This window comes from Bradyrhizobium sp. 138, from assembly GCF_023074075.1.
In the GTDB taxonomy this organism is placed as follows: domain Bacteria; phylum Pseudomonadota; class Alphaproteobacteria; order Rhizobiales; family Xanthobacteraceae; genus Bradyrhizobium.
Genome location: NZ_JADPKT010000072.1, coordinates 129,037 through 144,055, shown reverse-complemented (window position 1 = coordinate 144,055; position 15,019 = coordinate 129,037). Strand labels below are relative to the sequence as shown.

General features: G+C 55.5%; 14 protein-coding genes and 1 pseudogene. 7 read left to right on the top strand and 8 right to left on the bottom strand.

From position 1 onward, the window contains the following. Nucleotides 1–239 precede the first annotated feature (239 nt). The 5 genes and pseudogenes from IVA79_RS24890 to IVA79_RS24870 form a co-directional block, all read left to right on the top strand. Nucleotides 240–1,883 carry a glycosyltransferase gene (locus IVA79_RS24890; protein ID WP_247557848.1) on the top strand — a complete coding sequence of 548 codons (1,644 nt, stop codon included), beginning with the start codon at nucleotides 240–242 and terminating at the stop codon, nucleotides 1,881–1,883. Nucleotides 1,884–2,125: 242 nt separating this feature from the next. Then, complete coding sequence (locus tag IVA79_RS24885) at nucleotides 2,126–2,434, top strand: hypothetical protein (RefSeq protein ID WP_247557846.1); 309 nt, start codon at nucleotides 2,126–2,128, stop codon at nucleotides 2,432–2,434. 221 nt (nucleotides 2,435–2,655) lie between these two features. Beyond that, entirely contained in the window at nucleotides 2,656–3,420 is a 765-nt protein-coding gene (locus tag IVA79_RS24880; RefSeq protein ID WP_247557844.1) for a methyltransferase domain-containing protein, read from the top strand. Nucleotides 3,421–3,959: 539 nt separating this feature from the next. Continuing rightward, nucleotides 3,960–5,171: a glycosyltransferase family 2 protein gene (locus tag IVA79_RS24875; RefSeq protein ID WP_247557842.1), complete on the top strand. Its 1,212-nt coding sequence runs from the start codon at nucleotides 3,960–3,962 to the stop codon at nucleotides 5,169–5,171. Between the two features lie 127 nt (nucleotides 5,172–5,298). After that, nucleotides 5,299–5,431 (top strand): annotated as a pseudogene (locus IVA79_RS24870) (IS630 family transposase); the annotation flags it as partial. A 137-nt stretch (nucleotides 5,432–5,568) separates the two neighbouring features. Here the strand turns inward: IVA79_RS24870 and IVA79_RS24865 are convergent. The 4 genes from IVA79_RS24865 to IVA79_RS24850 all read right to left on the bottom strand — a co-directional run bounded on the left by IVA79_RS24865 (nucleotide 5,569) and on the right by IVA79_RS24850 (nucleotide 9,507). Continuing rightward, nucleotides 5,569–6,543: a sulfotransferase domain-containing protein gene (locus IVA79_RS24865; protein ID WP_247557840.1), complete on the bottom strand. Its 975-nt coding sequence runs from the start codon at nucleotides 6,541–6,543 to the stop codon at nucleotides 5,569–5,571. Between the two features lie 393 nt (nucleotides 6,544–6,936). Continuing rightward, nucleotides 6,937–7,557 carry a hypothetical protein gene (locus tag IVA79_RS24860; protein ID WP_247557838.1) on the bottom strand — a complete coding sequence of 207 codons (621 nt, stop codon included), beginning with the start codon at nucleotides 7,555–7,557 and terminating at the stop codon, nucleotides 6,937–6,939. After that, the gene (locus IVA79_RS24855; protein WP_247557836.1) at nucleotides 7,557–8,669 is read right to left on the bottom strand and encodes an ERF family protein; all 1,113 of its coding nucleotides are present in this window, start codon (nucleotides 8,667–8,669) and stop codon (nucleotides 7,557–7,559) included. Before IVA79_RS24855 ends, IVA79_RS24860 begins: the two co-directional genes overlap by 1 nt. Further along, nucleotides 8,653–9,507, bottom strand: a complete 855-nt coding sequence (locus tag IVA79_RS24850) for a YqaJ viral recombinase family protein (RefSeq protein ID WP_247557919.1) — start codon at nucleotides 9,505–9,507, stop codon at nucleotides 8,653–8,655. Before IVA79_RS24850 ends, IVA79_RS24855 begins: the two co-directional genes overlap by 17 nt. A gap of 403 nt (nucleotides 9,508–9,910) precedes the next feature. On the opposite strand from IVA79_RS24850, the gene IVA79_RS24845 reads away from it, so the two are divergent. Both IVA79_RS24845 and IVA79_RS24840 read left to right on the top strand, forming a co-directional pair. After that, nucleotides 9,911–10,474: an HAD family hydrolase gene (locus tag IVA79_RS24845; protein WP_247557917.1), complete on the top strand. Its 564-nt coding sequence runs from the start codon at nucleotides 9,911–9,913 to the stop codon at nucleotides 10,472–10,474. A 575-nt stretch (nucleotides 10,475–11,049) separates the two neighbouring features. Then, nucleotides 11,050–11,187, top strand: a complete 138-nt coding sequence (locus tag IVA79_RS24840; protein WP_247557834.1) for a hypothetical protein — start codon at nucleotides 11,050–11,052, stop codon at nucleotides 11,185–11,187. A 523-nt stretch (nucleotides 11,188–11,710) separates the two neighbouring features. Here IVA79_RS24840 and IVA79_RS24835 read toward each other — a convergent pair. The 4 genes from IVA79_RS24835 to IVA79_RS24820 form a co-directional block, all read right to left on the bottom strand. Further along, nucleotides 11,711–11,917 (bottom strand): hypothetical protein, encoded by a 207-nt coding sequence (locus tag IVA79_RS24835; RefSeq protein ID WP_247004913.1) that lies wholly within the window; start codon nucleotides 11,915–11,917, stop codon nucleotides 11,711–11,713. Nucleotides 11,918–12,600: 683 nt separating this feature from the next. Beyond that, the gene (locus tag IVA79_RS24830) at nucleotides 12,601–14,256 is read right to left on the bottom strand and encodes a recombinase family protein (protein WP_247557832.1); all 1,656 of its coding nucleotides are present in this window, start codon (nucleotides 14,254–14,256) and stop codon (nucleotides 12,601–12,603) included. 118 nt (nucleotides 14,257–14,374) lie between these two features. Continuing rightward, on the bottom strand, nucleotides 14,375–14,602 hold the full coding sequence (locus IVA79_RS24825; RefSeq protein ID WP_247557830.1) for a hypothetical protein: 228 nt from the start codon (nucleotides 14,600–14,602) through the stop codon (nucleotides 14,375–14,377). A gap of 156 nt (nucleotides 14,603–14,758) precedes the next feature. Beyond that, the gene (locus IVA79_RS24820) at nucleotides 14,759–15,004 is read right to left on the bottom strand and encodes a helix-turn-helix transcriptional regulator (RefSeq protein WP_247557828.1); all 246 of its coding nucleotides are present in this window, start codon (nucleotides 15,002–15,004) and stop codon (nucleotides 14,759–14,761) included. Nucleotides 15,005–15,019 lie beyond the last annotated feature (15 nt).

The following is a 15,019-nucleotide window of genomic DNA, read 5'->3' as shown; positions in this document are numbered from 1 at the left end:
CTCTTAGGAAAGGGCGTCGTTGATGCATCTTATGCGCAACGCCGCATTGATTCACATTTGCTTGCATGAGGCGAATTTGCAAGCAGTTGAGCTCAAATATGTAATCATTTGCGAGCAAAGACTCAAGGTTGGGGATGAATCGTTCATGGACATGTGACTGTTTACTCGCTAGTTTTGACGCTCAAAGCAAATTGCGGCATATAGGAATATAGTCGCAATCGTCTGGTGTATGGGATGAAATGCCGCTTTTTTCGCTCGTTCTACCGACGCTGCGTCGGCCCGACACTTTTCAGTATGCGCTGCGGACCTTGGTCAATCAGACCCAACGCGACTTCGAAATCGTTGTTCAGAATAATGGCAGGGATAGGCAGACTGAGGACATCATCGCCAGTCTTGGTGACGACCGAATAAGACATTTTTGGTCAGACGAGATCCTGCCAATGTCACGCAATTGGGAGTTGGCACTCTCAAACGCTCGGGGGGAGTACATCACCTTTATCGGAGACGATGATGGACTTTTCTCTGATGCATGTCAGATAGCTAGCGGTCTCATCGGTCACAACAAGGCCGACATCGTTAGCTGGCGGCCTTTCAGCTATTACTGGGGTAGCCACATCATCTCTGAACGCAAAAATCGTTTGCTCGCGGATGTTCATTCGAATGTTGAGATTAAACTGATCGATTCGCGGCAGCAATTGCTTGCCTTTTATAACTTTAAGTTGCATTATTCGCAATTACCCATGATCTATAATTCATTCGTGTCGCGCTCTCTCGTCGATCAGGTAATTAAGAAGACGGGCAGATACTTCCTTGGGGTAACGCCGGATGTGACGTCTGGAATTGTAAACGCTGCGTGCTCGAAGCAATTCATATTGATCAATCGACCATTATCGATTGCCGGCTTATCGGGCCATAGCACTGGACACAACGTAACGCTCTCGCCGCCAGGATGGATTTCTGCCGAAGAGGTCAAAGTTGCGCTCGGACATATCAATTTCGACTCACGCTTAGTGCCAGCCAACAATAATCTTGAAATGATGCTGGCAAATGACGCGCTGCTGGTGCGAGATCTGCTTTTTCTTGACGATAAGCAGATAAATATAGATTTTCGGCGCCTAGCACAGTCGGTAGCTTCCGCCATTAATGATCGCCCGTGGTTTTATCAGGAGACCATGCGCGCTGTCGAAGAGCTTGCTGCTAAGCATCATTTTTCGGTCGGCGACATCTCGTTCCCCGCGCCCATCGATTGCGTGCCGCCCATGATCCCTGGTGAAACGCCTCGTGGGGAACAACGGACACTTCACATAATAGATTGCGATGCCGCTGGAATAGATCATGTGAGCGATGCTGTGGCCTACACTGAGCGCAATTTGCTTAAACCTTTGGATGACGTGAAGAGCTTGCACTTATTAGAGTCCACCAAGTTCGATATTCCTTCTGCTGCTTGGGAAGAGAAGCTGTTTTTTTGTGAAGAGGGAAATGGAGTTCCCGGACTTGAGTATGGCTGGGGAGCACCTGAGACGTGGGGAACGTGGTCGATCAACAATTATATGCTTCTCCGATTTGGTATTTCGGGCGTCGAAGAGAACGCGTTTCAGGTGGAATGTTGTATGCGAGCCTTTCTTTATCAGCATCACAAATCTATTGATTTCGAATGCCGTTCTAGGAACACGGTCCTGTTTAGGAAGACCATTATGAAATCGGGCTCACATATACATAGGTGGGAAATTCCTCTTAGTTCTCGCGAATCGAAGGAACATGTAGAACTCGAATTTCGTGTCGAGAACCCAACGTCTCCCGCGGAACTTGGTGCAAGTGCTGATACCCGTCTGCTCGGGATTGGATTGGAATGGCTCCGCATTGTTCGATCAAATCAGATTTGATTGTCTAGGGGGCCTGTGTTTCTTCAGGCCGGTCTGGTCAAGCGGCAGTATGCCTTCCGCCGCTCAGAACAATCGGAGTCCGCCGCCGTCTATCAGGTTTATCAAAGCAATTATAAGGGCGCAGACGAACTGCCAGCAAGGATGTCGGCTAATTCCTCCTCCATTTTGATTGACTTTTGCGAGCTCCACTTGCCCAATGCGCGCGAGCGGACGGAGCACTAAGGCCGGGGCAGATCGCGGACGTGCAAGACTTTGACTATCTCGCAACGGATTCTGAACTTAGAGTCGTGATGAATGCCTTGCGCATCGCGCTCCGATCTGCTGTGATTGGAACAATGGCCGCGTATACTGCCTTTATTTCCACCGATTCGTTCTTGAAGGCAGCAATCGTTGGGCTCGCCTTTGCTGCCGTGTCTAGCTTTTGTAGCCTGCGCCGTTGGCTGGAAGGGCCAGTCGTTTTGTTCTTCATGCTCGCAACAATCCATTGGTGCGACGCAGGTCGTTATTCCATCATCCCCAAGCTGGCCCACTATGTAGGCTTAGTGCAGTGAAGCTGTTACTGTCTATATCGTTAGCCGAGATACTCAACACTTCACGCTCAGCATTTCGTCGCAGCTTTAGCACCCAATTGATGCTGTAGTTCATCTGTTCAACTCCGGTTGGACTGGAGCGGGCTGGTTCGGCTTCGAAAGGTCGGCCGCCACTTTCTCGCCTAGGATTCTGCGGCAAGACAGAATAATAGTGTGCGACGCTTTAGAGCCGAGGAATGCTGATGAACTCAAAGGCCGGATGGTCTGATGACCTCACTAAACTGCATGAGAGCGCAGCCGGAGCAGGCATTAGCATCGACGTATATTCGCGCGACTGTGGAATTAAGGCACTGGAAGGCCGAATTCCAGCAGATGCATCAATCCTCGAACTCGGAAGCTCAAGCGGCTTCATGCTGAACGACATTCGTAAATCCTTCCCACGTTCAACCATAACGGGATCAGATTTTCTGCCAGATGTAGTGGAACGATTACGGAGCATCTCGTCCGAACGAATCGCTACCATCGATATCACATCGAACGATTTGCCAGACTGCTCACATGATGCCGTTGTCGCGCTTAACGTGTTCGAGCATATTGACGACGACGAAGAAGCAGCGCGAGAGGTCTTCAGAATTTTAAAATCTGGTGGCATTTTCTACATGGAAGTCCCGGGAGGGCCCACCCTATACGATGCATATGATGCAAGCCTCATGCACTTTCGCCGCTACACTCGACGTTCTGTAAGAAATTTGTTGCTCGGAGCCGGCTTCAGACTCATCGAGCAGAGCGCAATTGGCTTCCTTGCTTACCCCGGATTTTGGGCGACAAAGAAGCTCAATAGACTGCGCTTCGGCATATCGCCGAACGAAAATCTTGTACGCCAATCGATCCATGATGCAGCTGAAAGTCGATTACTATCCGCAAGCATCAAGTTGGAAAGGAGAATGAGAAGATTTCTCACTTTGCCGGTTGGAATTCGTCAGACAGCGACTGCCATCAAACCTTAGTTCGTGCAGGCTCGGCCCAGTGAAACTTACCTGAGAAGAACGTGCAAGGTCGTGCAGCGTATTCTCAGACGGGATAGACCAACAGGTCCGAGGCCCATCCATTCCCCAGAGGAGTGGGTAAAGCGGGATGAGATTAGCCTGAATCGATTTGGGACTCCCAAATCAGCTTGTTTCTGAGGTCTGAATGACAGCGATCTCTTGCTGGCTGGGAGCGTTGCGGACGATCAAGAGGCGGCGGCGAGTGAAGCGTTGCCGAAGGGCCTGATCGTCGTCACGCGGGAATTCGTTGCGCACTCGCCGCTATTCCTCGGCCAAACTTTTCACCGTAAGACGATGGCCTTACAGGTTTAACGGATAGAGGTGAACGATGTAGCCGCCAGCCGCTTTACGTGATCCGGATCGCCAGCGTTAAGTTCAGGTAGCGTTCGGACAGATGAGGTTCACAAGGTTGCATTTGCCCCACGGTCATGAGATGCTACCGACGATAATGCATGAAAACTGTTATCGAGTGTAATTGCCTTGGTTTGTAAGGGTTTTTAATGCCGGCAACCGATCTGCCGCTCGTCACGATCGGCATTCCCGTTTTCAATGGCGAGGGCCACGTCGCTGAAGCAATCACTTCAGCGCTCCGGCAGGACTATCCTAATCTTGAAATCGTCGTGTCAGACAATGAGTCGACGGACAACACTCTAGAGAAATGCCGCGCTATCGCGAGCGCGGATGCTCGCAATCGCGTTCGTGTTTTCGCCAACGGCGAGAATGTTGGCGCCGTTGCCAATTTCCGGCTGACGCTGGAAAGAGCCTCTGGCAAATATTTTACGTGGCTGGCCCACGATGATGCCTTGGCGGCCGATTATATCAGCCGCACCGTGCAATACTTGGAAGAACATCCCGACGTGGTTCTGTGCGGCTCCGGGTTTAGAGCGCTAGACTATTGGGAGCCGGGTTCTGAATCCCCGACGACGCTTGACAAAATTTCGCCGGATCGCCCCTGGCGGCAGTCGCGCAAAGAATTTTTCCGGTGGCCTCAGCCGCTGAGTCAGATGGTGATCTACGGCCTTTATCGTAGAGACGCGTTATCCAGGATTTCATTCGATTGCGCGGTTGTACGTGGTCGGTCAAGAGTCCTGGATTGCGAATATAGCATTCTGACACCGCTTGCGAGCTTCGGGCGCATTGTAGCCCTCCCGGAACTTCTCCGTGATTACCGCTATCGCGTTCGTTCGTCCTTTCACCGCGATCAAGCCGACCTGACCGCATGGGAAAAGTTCACTCTTGGGCTTCAAAAGAAGGCCTTTATTTTGAGGAGCGCCCTCACCCTAGTCGCCCCGATCGGCGAGCGCGCAGAACTGGTTATGCTCTCCATTGCGAATTTCTTCCGCGCGAATTTTCGCAGGCCTGTCGATTACGCGGTGACCTTGGCTGAATATCGGAGTGAGATGTCCATGCTCTATCGCACCTGCGAGCAACGAATGGACGAGATACGGAAGCTGGAAACTGTATGCCACGATCGCCTAGAGCTAATCCGGCAGCTGGAAGCTATATGCCAGGAACGCTTAGAGCTAATACAGCAGCTTCATAACCGGTGCAGAGAGCAAGAGCAGGTTGCGCCGATCACGGTGGATCATCGTCTCGCTCGCCTCTGGCGTAAGGTCCTCTCCTCCATTCGGCGGCTGCTGACCGCGAGAGGCAGAGTCGAGTCAGAACTATTGAGCGGAAACATTCTAAGCCATAAAAAAAGCCGTGCCTGAGGCGGATCATCTTGAGCCTCCTCGCGCGCTCGCCGACGGTCGTCGTGCACGGTTTCGCCCGCTGAAGGCCACGACCTCACTGGCCGCCTTGCACCACACCTGGATCAATGCGCCATGGTTCATCGGGGGGGCGATCGATGGCGCGAGCTTTCGTACCTATGTCGAGAAGGCTCTACTGCCCGTCCTTCGTCCCGGCGACATCGTCGTGTCGGATAACCTCGGCAGCCACAGGAGCAAAGGCAATTCGCCAACTCATCCGCTGAGTCGGCGTCAAGCTGCTCTTCCTGCCAAAATACTAAATAGCGGGAGCCCTGGAAAGGTTGATACCGAGAGGTAGCTCGGGGGGCGCCTCTATTCGCTCTGCGGATCGCACGTCGTGGCTGAGTCCCGTGCTGCGCTATCCGCCGGATTGCCCGACGGAGCGTTGCCTCATTTGCTCACACTCCGACGCCAATCGGTTGATCAAACTCAAGCGTTCAGAACAGGCTGTCTCGAGAAATTTGTTCTCGTTCTCGAGTCTTTTGATCAAATCCAAGCGTTCGGAACAGGCTGCCTCAAGCAACTTGTTCTCGCCATCGAGTCTTCTGACCAAATTCAAACGCTCAGAGCAGGCTGTCTCGAGTAACTTGTTCTCGGTGGCGAGTCTTCTAGTGGCGCTGACGAGTGTTTTCATTTCGTCGGGACATTGGGGTGCCTCGGTATCACCAACATAGTCCAGTTCAACCATCAACGTCCGATGTAGATGAAAAAAAAGAGCATCGATCAGAGGGGTCCATTCAGGAGCTCCTTCCCAATCGGTTTTGCCTTCACGAAAAAATGCCTGATCTTCGGCGTGCAACCTGTCGAAAGGATTTTGCCATGACGCAATTGGCCCGCGATGTGCAACGACATTCGCGAGACTTGACAGCGTGCCAAGGGAGGGCGTTATAAGTTCTTCGTACCTAACGGTAAGGGTGTTTTTTCGACCGTTCCACGCGCGATAGTGAGCTGACCAGTCGCCGTAGCGATCGATGCCTGCAACGATCTCGACAAGCGACGACCCGCCGCCGCGAAATTCTCGGTCAAAATGATGATATGACAGACACGCCTTGCGACCATCTCGAACGACATAGATTGCTGGCTGATCGTCGATCGGTGGATTGTGGGTCTTGACGAGATGAACCTCGTCTGTGTCGCATGCTTGCCGATAAAAGGTTATCCAATCAGAAGCGAATCCATCAACCCCTACTATTCGCGACCAACTTCCGTCTTCTTTGGCGTGCTGGTTTTCGTCCATGGAATCCGACTTAGAGGACAGCCCCATGGTTTGCTTGAGGAGGGTTCGTAGAAGCGTATTTCCCGAGCGCGGATACGACGCAAGCCAAACAATCATCTCTCATTTCCGTTTTCCGGCGCTGCGACGACTGGCTGCACGGTTATGTCCGCGCTCCTTGTAGCGGCGGCACGCTCCTGGGGGCTTCCAAGGTTACCACATAACATATTTGGTGAGTGCACACCAAACGCCGAAGCTGCACTCCGTTCAGGAGCGATTCTAAGGACAGGATCTCTCGGGACTGCACGCATAGTTCCATGTCAAGTGATTATTGATCGAAGCCATAGGAGTTGATCTGGGGTTCGATGTCGACGTGCGGATCCTAAGACGGTTAAAGGAAACCTCGCGGTGTGGGGGATAACGCGGATCAGTGCAGTGGGTAGCTTTATCTGGGACCATCATGGGCTTGCTTTGGATCGCCATGCGAGTCGCAACGGTTTTATTTGTCGCCATTTATCTTCCTTGGTGAGGCACGTGCGCGCTTTTTCTTGAGAAGCGTGGCCGGGATGCGAAAGTGTCCTCAGCTTTTCCGTGGAACGTGTTCAGCTCTTTCAGTAGGGACAGCCGCCGCTGCTGGGCTCCACTGAGTAGTGCTTCAAACAATGAGAGGATCTCCCGCGCCTGAACATAAGCTTCCATGCTGACCGCGTGTTGATCGAACCCGTAGGCCTGAAGCCGGGCGTCAATGTCAGCTGCGGCGTTCGGGTCTAGTTGCCAATCCAAAGCATTCTGAACGGTGTAAAATTCGGCATTTCGTCGGACTTCGGGAGAGCTGCCTGCCACATCAATGCGGCTGAGCGTTATCTCGATTGCCTTTTGGCGGTACGTGGTTAGCAGCCTGTGACGCATTACCCGGTAACGCAGGATCTCCCAGGTGAACTCGGCGATATCGATAGCGATCAGACATTCGATCGCCGATTGCGGATTAACGTCGCGGAGGATTGCAGCCTGGAGCGCGTGATAGTGATCGATGTTCTCTCCGGACAGAAGTTGAGGCGGAGGACGTAGTGCTTCGAATTGAGGTGGCAAGGCGCTGGCCGATTGCGGCTGAGTAAGCGCGATAGGGTTGGTCATTAACCCCGCGCCTCCGGCGGACGACGCGTCGGTGCAGCAACGCTTGCTCCGTTCGTCAGATGGACCGGGCTGGCATCCCAAAGCTCTTTCGCGGTCGGCAGAGGCGAAATTTGCAAATTGGTCCACCAGGCCCTTTCGTCCCCATGTCGGTGCAGGGATTGATGATGGGATCGGCAGAGCGGCACGGTAAACTCGTCGCTGACTTTGCGTCCCAAGGTGCGTGGTTGAGCAAACTTCAGGTGATGCGCGTCGGCGGGGGTCTTCTGGCAGACCAGACACCCCTGGCTGCGGATGAAGGCAAGGTGATCCTTGCTTCGCCTCCGAGGCGGCTCCTTCGGGAAGGCGAGGCCGTCCTGCGAGGCGTTGGCAGGCGCCTCAACGTTGCTGGATGCCTGCGAAAGAAGTTCCTCGGGTAGGATTTGTCCTTCCTCGAACCTCTTCTGGTAGGCGGCCTCGAGAACGCGGGCATCCGCCTCCAGAAGGGTGTTCTTGAGTGGGAGACTGAGCTTGGCCCAAGTGAGCAGGTCCTCGCCGCCTTTGCGCAGGGCAAGCTCGCCCAGGAGCCGGTCCAGGAGCTTGGCGGAGCGTTCGGGCGGCAATACCGGGGGGCGGTTCAGGACGCCGCGAGGTGGCCTTCTTTTCGGTCCTGGCGCGGTCTTCGGCTCAGTGGCGGCAGGACCGGTCATGAGGTCCGGGGCGTCCAAATCGTCCTCACCGGCAATTCCGACCAAGGCAAACAGGGCGTAGCGGCGGGCGTAAGTCAGGGCCGCCCCCATCCGATGCGGCGCCTCGACTTCCTTGGCGGCGCAGACCGGAAGGTCCGAGGAGATCCATTCCCCGGAGGCGTGGGCGAGGAGGGTGGTGAGGTGAATCTGCCCGGTCGGCTGCTCGATCCGGGTGGTCTGAATGGTGGCGATTTCCTGCTGGCTCAGCGTCTTGCGGACAATGTCCAGGCCGCTCGCGAGCGAGGCGTAGCGGAAGGTCCGGTCGTCCTCCCGCGGGAAGGGCGACCTGATGACGGCGGTCAGGGTCTTCTCGGGGTTCATCAGTTCAGCCTGGGCCCGGGCGAGGGCGGCTGCGATGGTCCCAATGCGCTCACTGGACTGATGCACGGGAGCCCTCCGCCAGCTGAGCCTCGAAGCTGATCGCGCCCGATTTCGAACGTTTGGCTTTGATGCCGTGGCCGGCCGCTTCCTTGGCATCCTCCGGCATCAGCTTTTTCAGATCCGCCTTGGCCGTCTCGTGCTCGCCATGGGCCTCTCGCGTCCGCAGGTAGGTCGCCGCCAGTTCCGCCCATCGGTTGGAGGTTGACATATCGACGACTTTCACCGCTTCGAGTCTCGGGCGGGGCGTCTCGATATTGAAGAGGACGGGCGGTTCGCCGCTTTGGACGCAGCGCCAAAACTTCTTTTCGGCCGTGAGTAGGAGGTGCTGATAGAGCGGATCAGCGTGGATCGTGATCTCGACCCATTTGCCGCCACCGGTGATGATCGAGAGCACCGCGCTACGGGACGCGGTGACCCACATGTTGTGCTGCAGCTGGGCCATATGTTTCTCGGCCGCGGCTTCCTCGGTGAAGGCCCAGGGCAGCATGAATTTGGCTTCGAAGACGGCGCCGGTTTGCTCGACGGTCCCATCTAGCGTTGCGGCCATCCATTTGTGCACAGGGTGCCGAACACGTTTCTGAATGTCCTTGACGGTGTGCCCGCTAGCGCGTTGGTACCACGCACGATTCAAGACCTCGGTTACGGTTCCGAGCTGAACGATCAGATTGTCCGAGAGATTTTCCGGTTCGACCTCTCCGCGCTTCTCTCGCCAGAGCCGGATAAGGACATCCTGGTCTTCCCCCATGATGATGCGGGCATCCGAGCCGCCGATGAAATGGCGGCGGTCATTCGGGTTGAATCTGATGATTTGATTTGGCGCGTCTGCGCCATTCGTTTGAACCATTGTCACCGGTATCTCCTACGCAAGACCAAGCGGCTTATTTGCCGCACTGCCTGAAGCCCCGCGTCCGCGAGGCGAGATACCGGCGCGATAAATTGGCGTTGGCGTCCGGTCGAATCAGTAACGCTCCAATCGCGGTTGAATGCCAGTCCTTTCTGCAGCAACTTTATTGCTCGTTTTAGCGGTGGGAACGGCTCTTATTCTCCGCGCTTAGGGCAAGGACCAGAGGGGTGACTGATCGGCATCAAAGCGACAAAACGAAGCCAATTTACGGATGAACAGCAAAGAGCTGGATGCAAAAGACGTGGCGCAGAGAACGCTTCCGTCCAATCGCGCGGCAAGTTGAAATGAAGCCGGGATTGTCGGAAGATCGGCTGTGTTCAGTCCAACTTAGGCCAATAAGATTCTGATGCGTCCGGCAGTCTTCTTTGATCGTGACGGCGTTCTCAACGAGGACGACGGCTATGCTTTTGATCCGGACAAGATCCGCTGGGTGAAAGGAGCCCAACAGGCCGTAAGAGCAGTCAATGACGCCGGGTATTTTGCATTTGTGGTGACGAACCAATCAGGAATTGCGCGGGGATTTTACGAGGAACAGCATGTTCGCAGTTTGCACGAATGGATGTCGCGTGAGCTTGCTATCATTGGTGCGCATATCGATGCGTTTGAGTTCTGCCCCCACCATCCGGACGGCTTGATTGAGCGCTACCGTTTCCTCTGCAACTGTCGTAAGCCGCAGCCAGGGATGATTAGAGCCCTGCTTGAGCGGTACCCGGTGGATATCGATGATAGCTTCATGATTGGCGATAAACAGAGTGATCTTGATGCGGCGCAAGCGGCCGGCATCGCAGCCTATCTGTTTGATGGGGCAAACCTCCATTCGTTCATCGCCCCGCTGTTAACAGACCGATCACCCGATCCCCCGCCTCAAGTACTGTCACGTCGCGGAGTTGCCAGGAATGAGGATTGATGCCGTCGATTTCGCGATCGACGGATCGATCGCTAGTTAGTGAAATCCGGGAGGGACATTGGCGTCAAAACGACAAATCGAAGCCAATCGCGCAAACGCAGCGAAAAGTACCGGCCCGCAAACAAGCGCTGGGAAAGCAATAGCAAGCCGCAACGCTTATCGGCATGGATTATCTCGTTGGGACGAAGCCGCTGGTTCGGGTTTCGTTGGGTTCGACGCAGTTCTTGCCGAGGAGCTCATTGGCGCGGATATGGAAGCCGCGCTTCAAGATCTGGCTCAAGCCAGGAGTCGACAGGATCGGCTGCGAGCTCTGAGGCTAGGTCTGATCCTGGCGGTGGTTGAGGGCGCTGAACCAAAGCAAATGAGATTTCTGTCAAGCTTGGAGCGGTATGAGAAGACTGCGCTCTCGCGGCAGCGGCGGGGGCTCAAACGAGTGAAGCGGTACAAAGTTTGAGGGATCACAACAGATCGAGGCCATAGCGGCGGGAACCGCAAAGTGCCCCTCAAGCCGGGATACATCGCCCCGATTGGACGGTTCGCGTTCCTCTGCTATGGTTCAAAGTCTTGGAGGCTGTATGAACTACATTTTCCCGCTGCTGGCGGTCGCCATCACCATCGGCCTTTTTGTGGTCTACGCGATGGTGCGGGAGAACTTTCGCCGGTCGAGGCCCGCAGATGAAGTTCCTCGCTGGCCGGATTCCGGTCTGAGGTAGGCGCCCCAGTAACTTACATCGGCATTTGGCTTGACAACCGGCCTACGAGGATCAGCGGCCGCCAAACGGCGTGCATCGAAAAAACCGAAATTTCGGTTGCGCCGTCGGGCAAAACAGTGGTTTATGAGATGCTGGTCCAGCCGCAATGGAGCCCAGCCAATGGCCGATGAATGCAAGGCTTTGTCCGATCTACCGGAAGTAGCTAAGCTTAACGGAGAGTTCCGCAAAAACTACGGGAAGCTTCTTGGAGCTTTCTTGTATCTGCGTTCGATCAGTGCCGCCCGTGGGCGGTCCTGGTTTTGGACCGCTTTGCTTTCAGCCGTTTGTTCTGCCGCGCTGGCGTGGCTGGGGAAGCAGGGTATCTCGCTATGAGCCGCAGGTGACAGGCTGGAAAAGAATCGACAGTTGGCGCTGCATGATTTATGCCGCGCTCTCTCCATCAAAGGGTAGTGCAAGTCACGACCAGGTGAGCGATCTTCTAACGCTGCGGCGAGCTCTCGCCTGCAAAGTGCGGACGTGCCCGTCAAACCACTCCGCCGAAGTCGATGCCTTCTTTGGCGAGCTTCTCAGCTTCCTCTGCGGAAGCGGTGGGCTTCGTATCAAGGTAAGGATGCTCAGACGCTGGCAGGATGGTGCGGATGTTTTGGCCATCCGCCCGCGTAATGCGGGCAACCCAGCCCCTATGGCCGTGCTCAAATCGCTGGATGTGATACTGCTTGTACGTAATCATGACTCTTGAACGCAACTGACTCTGATGCTGGCCCCTTTTAGCCAGGGTGATGCTGCCGCGCAATAGGCCTTAAACCCAAGTTAAGATCTCCATCGTGAACCGGGGTCTTCGGATCAAGGGTCAAGAAAAACCCGCCGGCCTGGGGCCAGCGGGGAGTTAACTGAGATTGGACCGGTTTATGGTCGCCCGCGAAGCGTAGCGCAGCGGAACACAACCGTGAATGAGGATGGGTTGCTCATTCTTTAGCTCGTCCGTGAAGCTGACCAGTCTAGACGCTCGGCCAAAAGGTGCTCGCGAGCATGCTGTCGTCGCTTTCGATTGCGGTATCGGCCAAGGCTCGATCGCTGGCCTGTCCAAGCTCTGCTCGATGGATCGAAATGCTGTGTCACCTTGCTTGCTACGTGGAATAGCACCGTCGAAGCGCGCGAAAGCTAGTCACGATCGCGGCGCGCGGAGGCTAAGTCACGTGCGGCAAGCTCCAATTCAAGATCAGTGATCCGCTCGAAGATGTGAGCGGCGATCCTCTCTGACTCCTGGACCGTCAGCGATCGGATTCCGATCGAGGCCAGCTCGTCTCTCAGGATTTTTGCGACTATCGATTTGGCGCCCATAACACCCGGTCCTAAAGCGAGCATCAAAGCTCAACCAGAGCGCTAGCACAAGATCTCAAGAGGTCGCTGGTGTCAGCGCCGCCCCTGAATCCGTCTGGGTTTGGACCGCGCCGCTTTCGGCTTCTTGTTCCGGGGCGCGGGCGTGGCTTGGGAGTTGGAGCGTGTTCTTAGAAGCCGACGGGTGATCGCTTGAACAAGGCCGGAGATCGTTTTGAATCGCACAATTCCTCGCTGCGCCCGCGCTGCTTCGGAAAAGCGGATCGTGCGCTTCACTTTGCCGTCGGTCGGCAACAGGACGTAGTCGAGTACAGCCTTGTTGTGCTCGGACAGTCGGATGGCGGCAATCCAGCCGCCAGGAAGACACGCCTCGCGCTCGATGCTCCAGTGCGGTGCATGACTTGGCTTTTGGCCGGGTGTCCAACGGGCAGTCCTGACCGATAGACAGGCTGTCCCGTTCACACGCAGGCAATCGCTCCAGCCACCCGAACTGATGCTTCCGCCTGCCGCCTTAATCGCGACGGCGGCCTGTTCGACAAGTTTTTCCCTCAGCTCGGACCAAACAGGACGCGAGTCGAGGAAATCGTAATTCCGCTTCGGGGTATAGCCGAGCAACCGATATAGATTTCGAAAGTTGCCGAAGTGGGTTTGACAGGTCGCAGAGCAGGGAAGTCCCGGAGTTCGATCGATAATGGCCGGCGTCAGGCGGCCTTCTCTGAGAAGGGTCTTGCGCAAGCGAACGAGCATCTCCTCCTCGGACAGATCAACGCGTCGTCGCTCGATGATCTTCCTGACATTGAAGAAGGCCTCGCGATCGATGATGGGTTCGATACAGCCCTCGCTTCTGATCCATTGTTCAGGAGGATTTCTCACGGCGGGCTGCCGTAGCTTTTGGGACTTGCGGTTGAAGATGAGGTTTCCGATATAGCTCTCGTTTCTAAGAACAATGCCCACCGCGGCGCGGGTCCATGGCGCGCCTGTGCTCGAGACGAGTCCTTTCTGATTGAGCTCCCAAGCAATCACAGTTTCAGACCTAACCTCCAAGAATCTTTGGAATATCCACTTCACGACGGCGATTTCCTTCGGATCACCTGGTCTTATGCGGATGTGGTCGGTAAGGATGTACTTGCGGTCGCCCTTCTTCATCACCCCTCTTGTCTGCATCTTGTCATCGACGAGCTCCCGTACCAGCGCGTAGCCGGCACGGCCGCAGGGCTTGTAGCCGAGCCGCGCAAAGCGACATTGACCGGCGTAAACCTTCGCCGAAAGCTCGCGGCTGTACTCGGCCGCCATCACTCGCTTGATGTTCTTGACGATGCTCGCAAGCATGCTGCCATCGTTTTCAAATTGCTCAGCGCAATAGGCAACCTTGATACCAGCGCGTCTGCACACGAACTCATAGTGCGCGCTTTCGTCCACGTCCTGGAATCGGCCCCATCGGCTGACGTCGTAGACCAGGAGATGGCCGAAATCGGTCTGGTTGGTCTCGACATCCTCAAGCAATTGAAGCAGGCCGGTCCTGTTCTTGATGAGCAACCCGCTCTCGCCCTCATCCTTGTAGGTGCGAACCAGCGTAAAGTTGTGGGCGTGCGCGTACGCAGCGATGACAGCGGCCTGATTCTGAATCGAGTATTGTTGCCGGTCGGTTGACATGCGGACATATTGAGCTGCCCGAACACCAAGGAGCGCTTTTGGCAGATGAGCTTTGTGAACGATGAGCGCGTTACCCATTCTTCACCTCATCCCGACGCAGGCTATGGAGACATAGAACTCCTCCGGATTTGACTCTTCAAGATGGATCTTCTGAGGAGCGCTGTCCGCGTTGGCACGGTTGTGAGGAGCTGGGATGCTAGCGGTCCGCCGTGATCATTCGGCCGAGCAGCGTAGCAGTGTCGTGAAGGCGGTCCGCATCATAAATGAGTTGCTCGATGCCCATGGAGAGCTGAACTGCTTCTTCAAGGCTACCGGCCTCCGCACATGCCTCCGCGGCTTTGGCGATCTGCCGAGCTTGCTTCAGCTTGACCTGCATCTCGGCGAAACAGGCTTTGACGACCGGTGCAATTGATTTTGTATCCATATCCGCCCGCTACTTGGTTGGTAAACCACGCACGCTCTGATCTGCCGGGAAGTCCAGTGGATTTTGCGCAATCTCTTGGCTCAATGTGGGCGTGTTGGAGCACAAAATGATCCGGGCCGCCGAAGCGCGGCCGCTCGGAGCGGATTGGCGGGCTGCCTAACTCGTCCTGGTTCGCAGCAGCCGACGCAGCAGTTTGATTGGATCGGCCCCCAACGCCTCGGCGATGACGATGAATTCAATCACGTCCAGACGGCGTTCTCCGCCCTCATACTTCGCGACAAAGGACTGCGGTTTGCGCAGCTTCTTGGCGAGAGCTTGCTGGCGGATGCCCGCTCTGTGCCGCGTTGCGACAAGAAGTGCGATGAAGCGGGCATATTCGGCGGATTTGAGCGACTTTTCCATTGGCCGCCGGGCGCA

What these genes read in the sequence shown, in the direction of transcription:
- IVA79_RS24890 (WP_247557848.1), top strand. Translation starts at nt 240, where the DNA reads ATGCCGCTTTTTTCGCTCGTTCTACCGACGCTGCGTCGGCCCGACACT.
- IVA79_RS24880 (WP_247557844.1), top strand. Translation starts at nt 2,656, where the DNA reads ATGAACTCAAAGGCCGGATGGTCTGATGACCTCACTAAACTGCATGAG.
- IVA79_RS24875 (WP_247557842.1), top strand. Translation starts at nt 3,960, where the DNA reads ATGCCGGCAACCGATCTGCCGCTCGTCACGATCGGCATTCCCGTTTTC.
- IVA79_RS24865 (WP_247557840.1), bottom strand. Translation starts at nt 6,543, where the DNA reads ATGATTGTTTGGCTTGCGTCGTATCCGCGCTCGGGAAATACGCTTCTA.
- IVA79_RS24860 (WP_247557838.1), bottom strand. Translation starts at nt 7,557, where the DNA reads ATGACCAACCCTATCGCGCTTACTCAGCCGCAATCGGCCAGCGCCTTG.
- IVA79_RS24850 (WP_247557919.1), bottom strand. Translation starts at nt 9,507, where the DNA reads ATGGTTCAAACGAATGGCGCAGACGCGCCAAATCAAATCATCAGATTC.
- IVA79_RS24840 (WP_247557834.1), top strand. Translation starts at nt 11,050, where the DNA reads ATGAACTACATTTTCCCGCTGCTGGCGGTCGCCATCACCATCGGCCTT.
- IVA79_RS24835 (WP_247004913.1), bottom strand. Translation starts at nt 11,917, where the DNA reads ATGATTACGTACAAGCAGTATCACATCCAGCGATTTGAGCACGGCCAT.
- IVA79_RS24830 (WP_247557832.1), bottom strand. Translation starts at nt 14,256, where the DNA reads ATGGGTAACGCGCTCATCGTTCACAAAGCTCATCTGCCAAAAGCGCTC.
- IVA79_RS24825 (WP_247557830.1), bottom strand. Translation starts at nt 14,602, where the DNA reads ATGGATACAAAATCAATTGCACCGGTCGTCAAAGCCTGTTTCGCCGAG.
- IVA79_RS24820 (WP_247557828.1), bottom strand. Translation starts at nt 15,004, where the DNA reads ATGGAAAAGTCGCTCAAATCCGCCGAATATGCCCGCTTCATCGCACTT.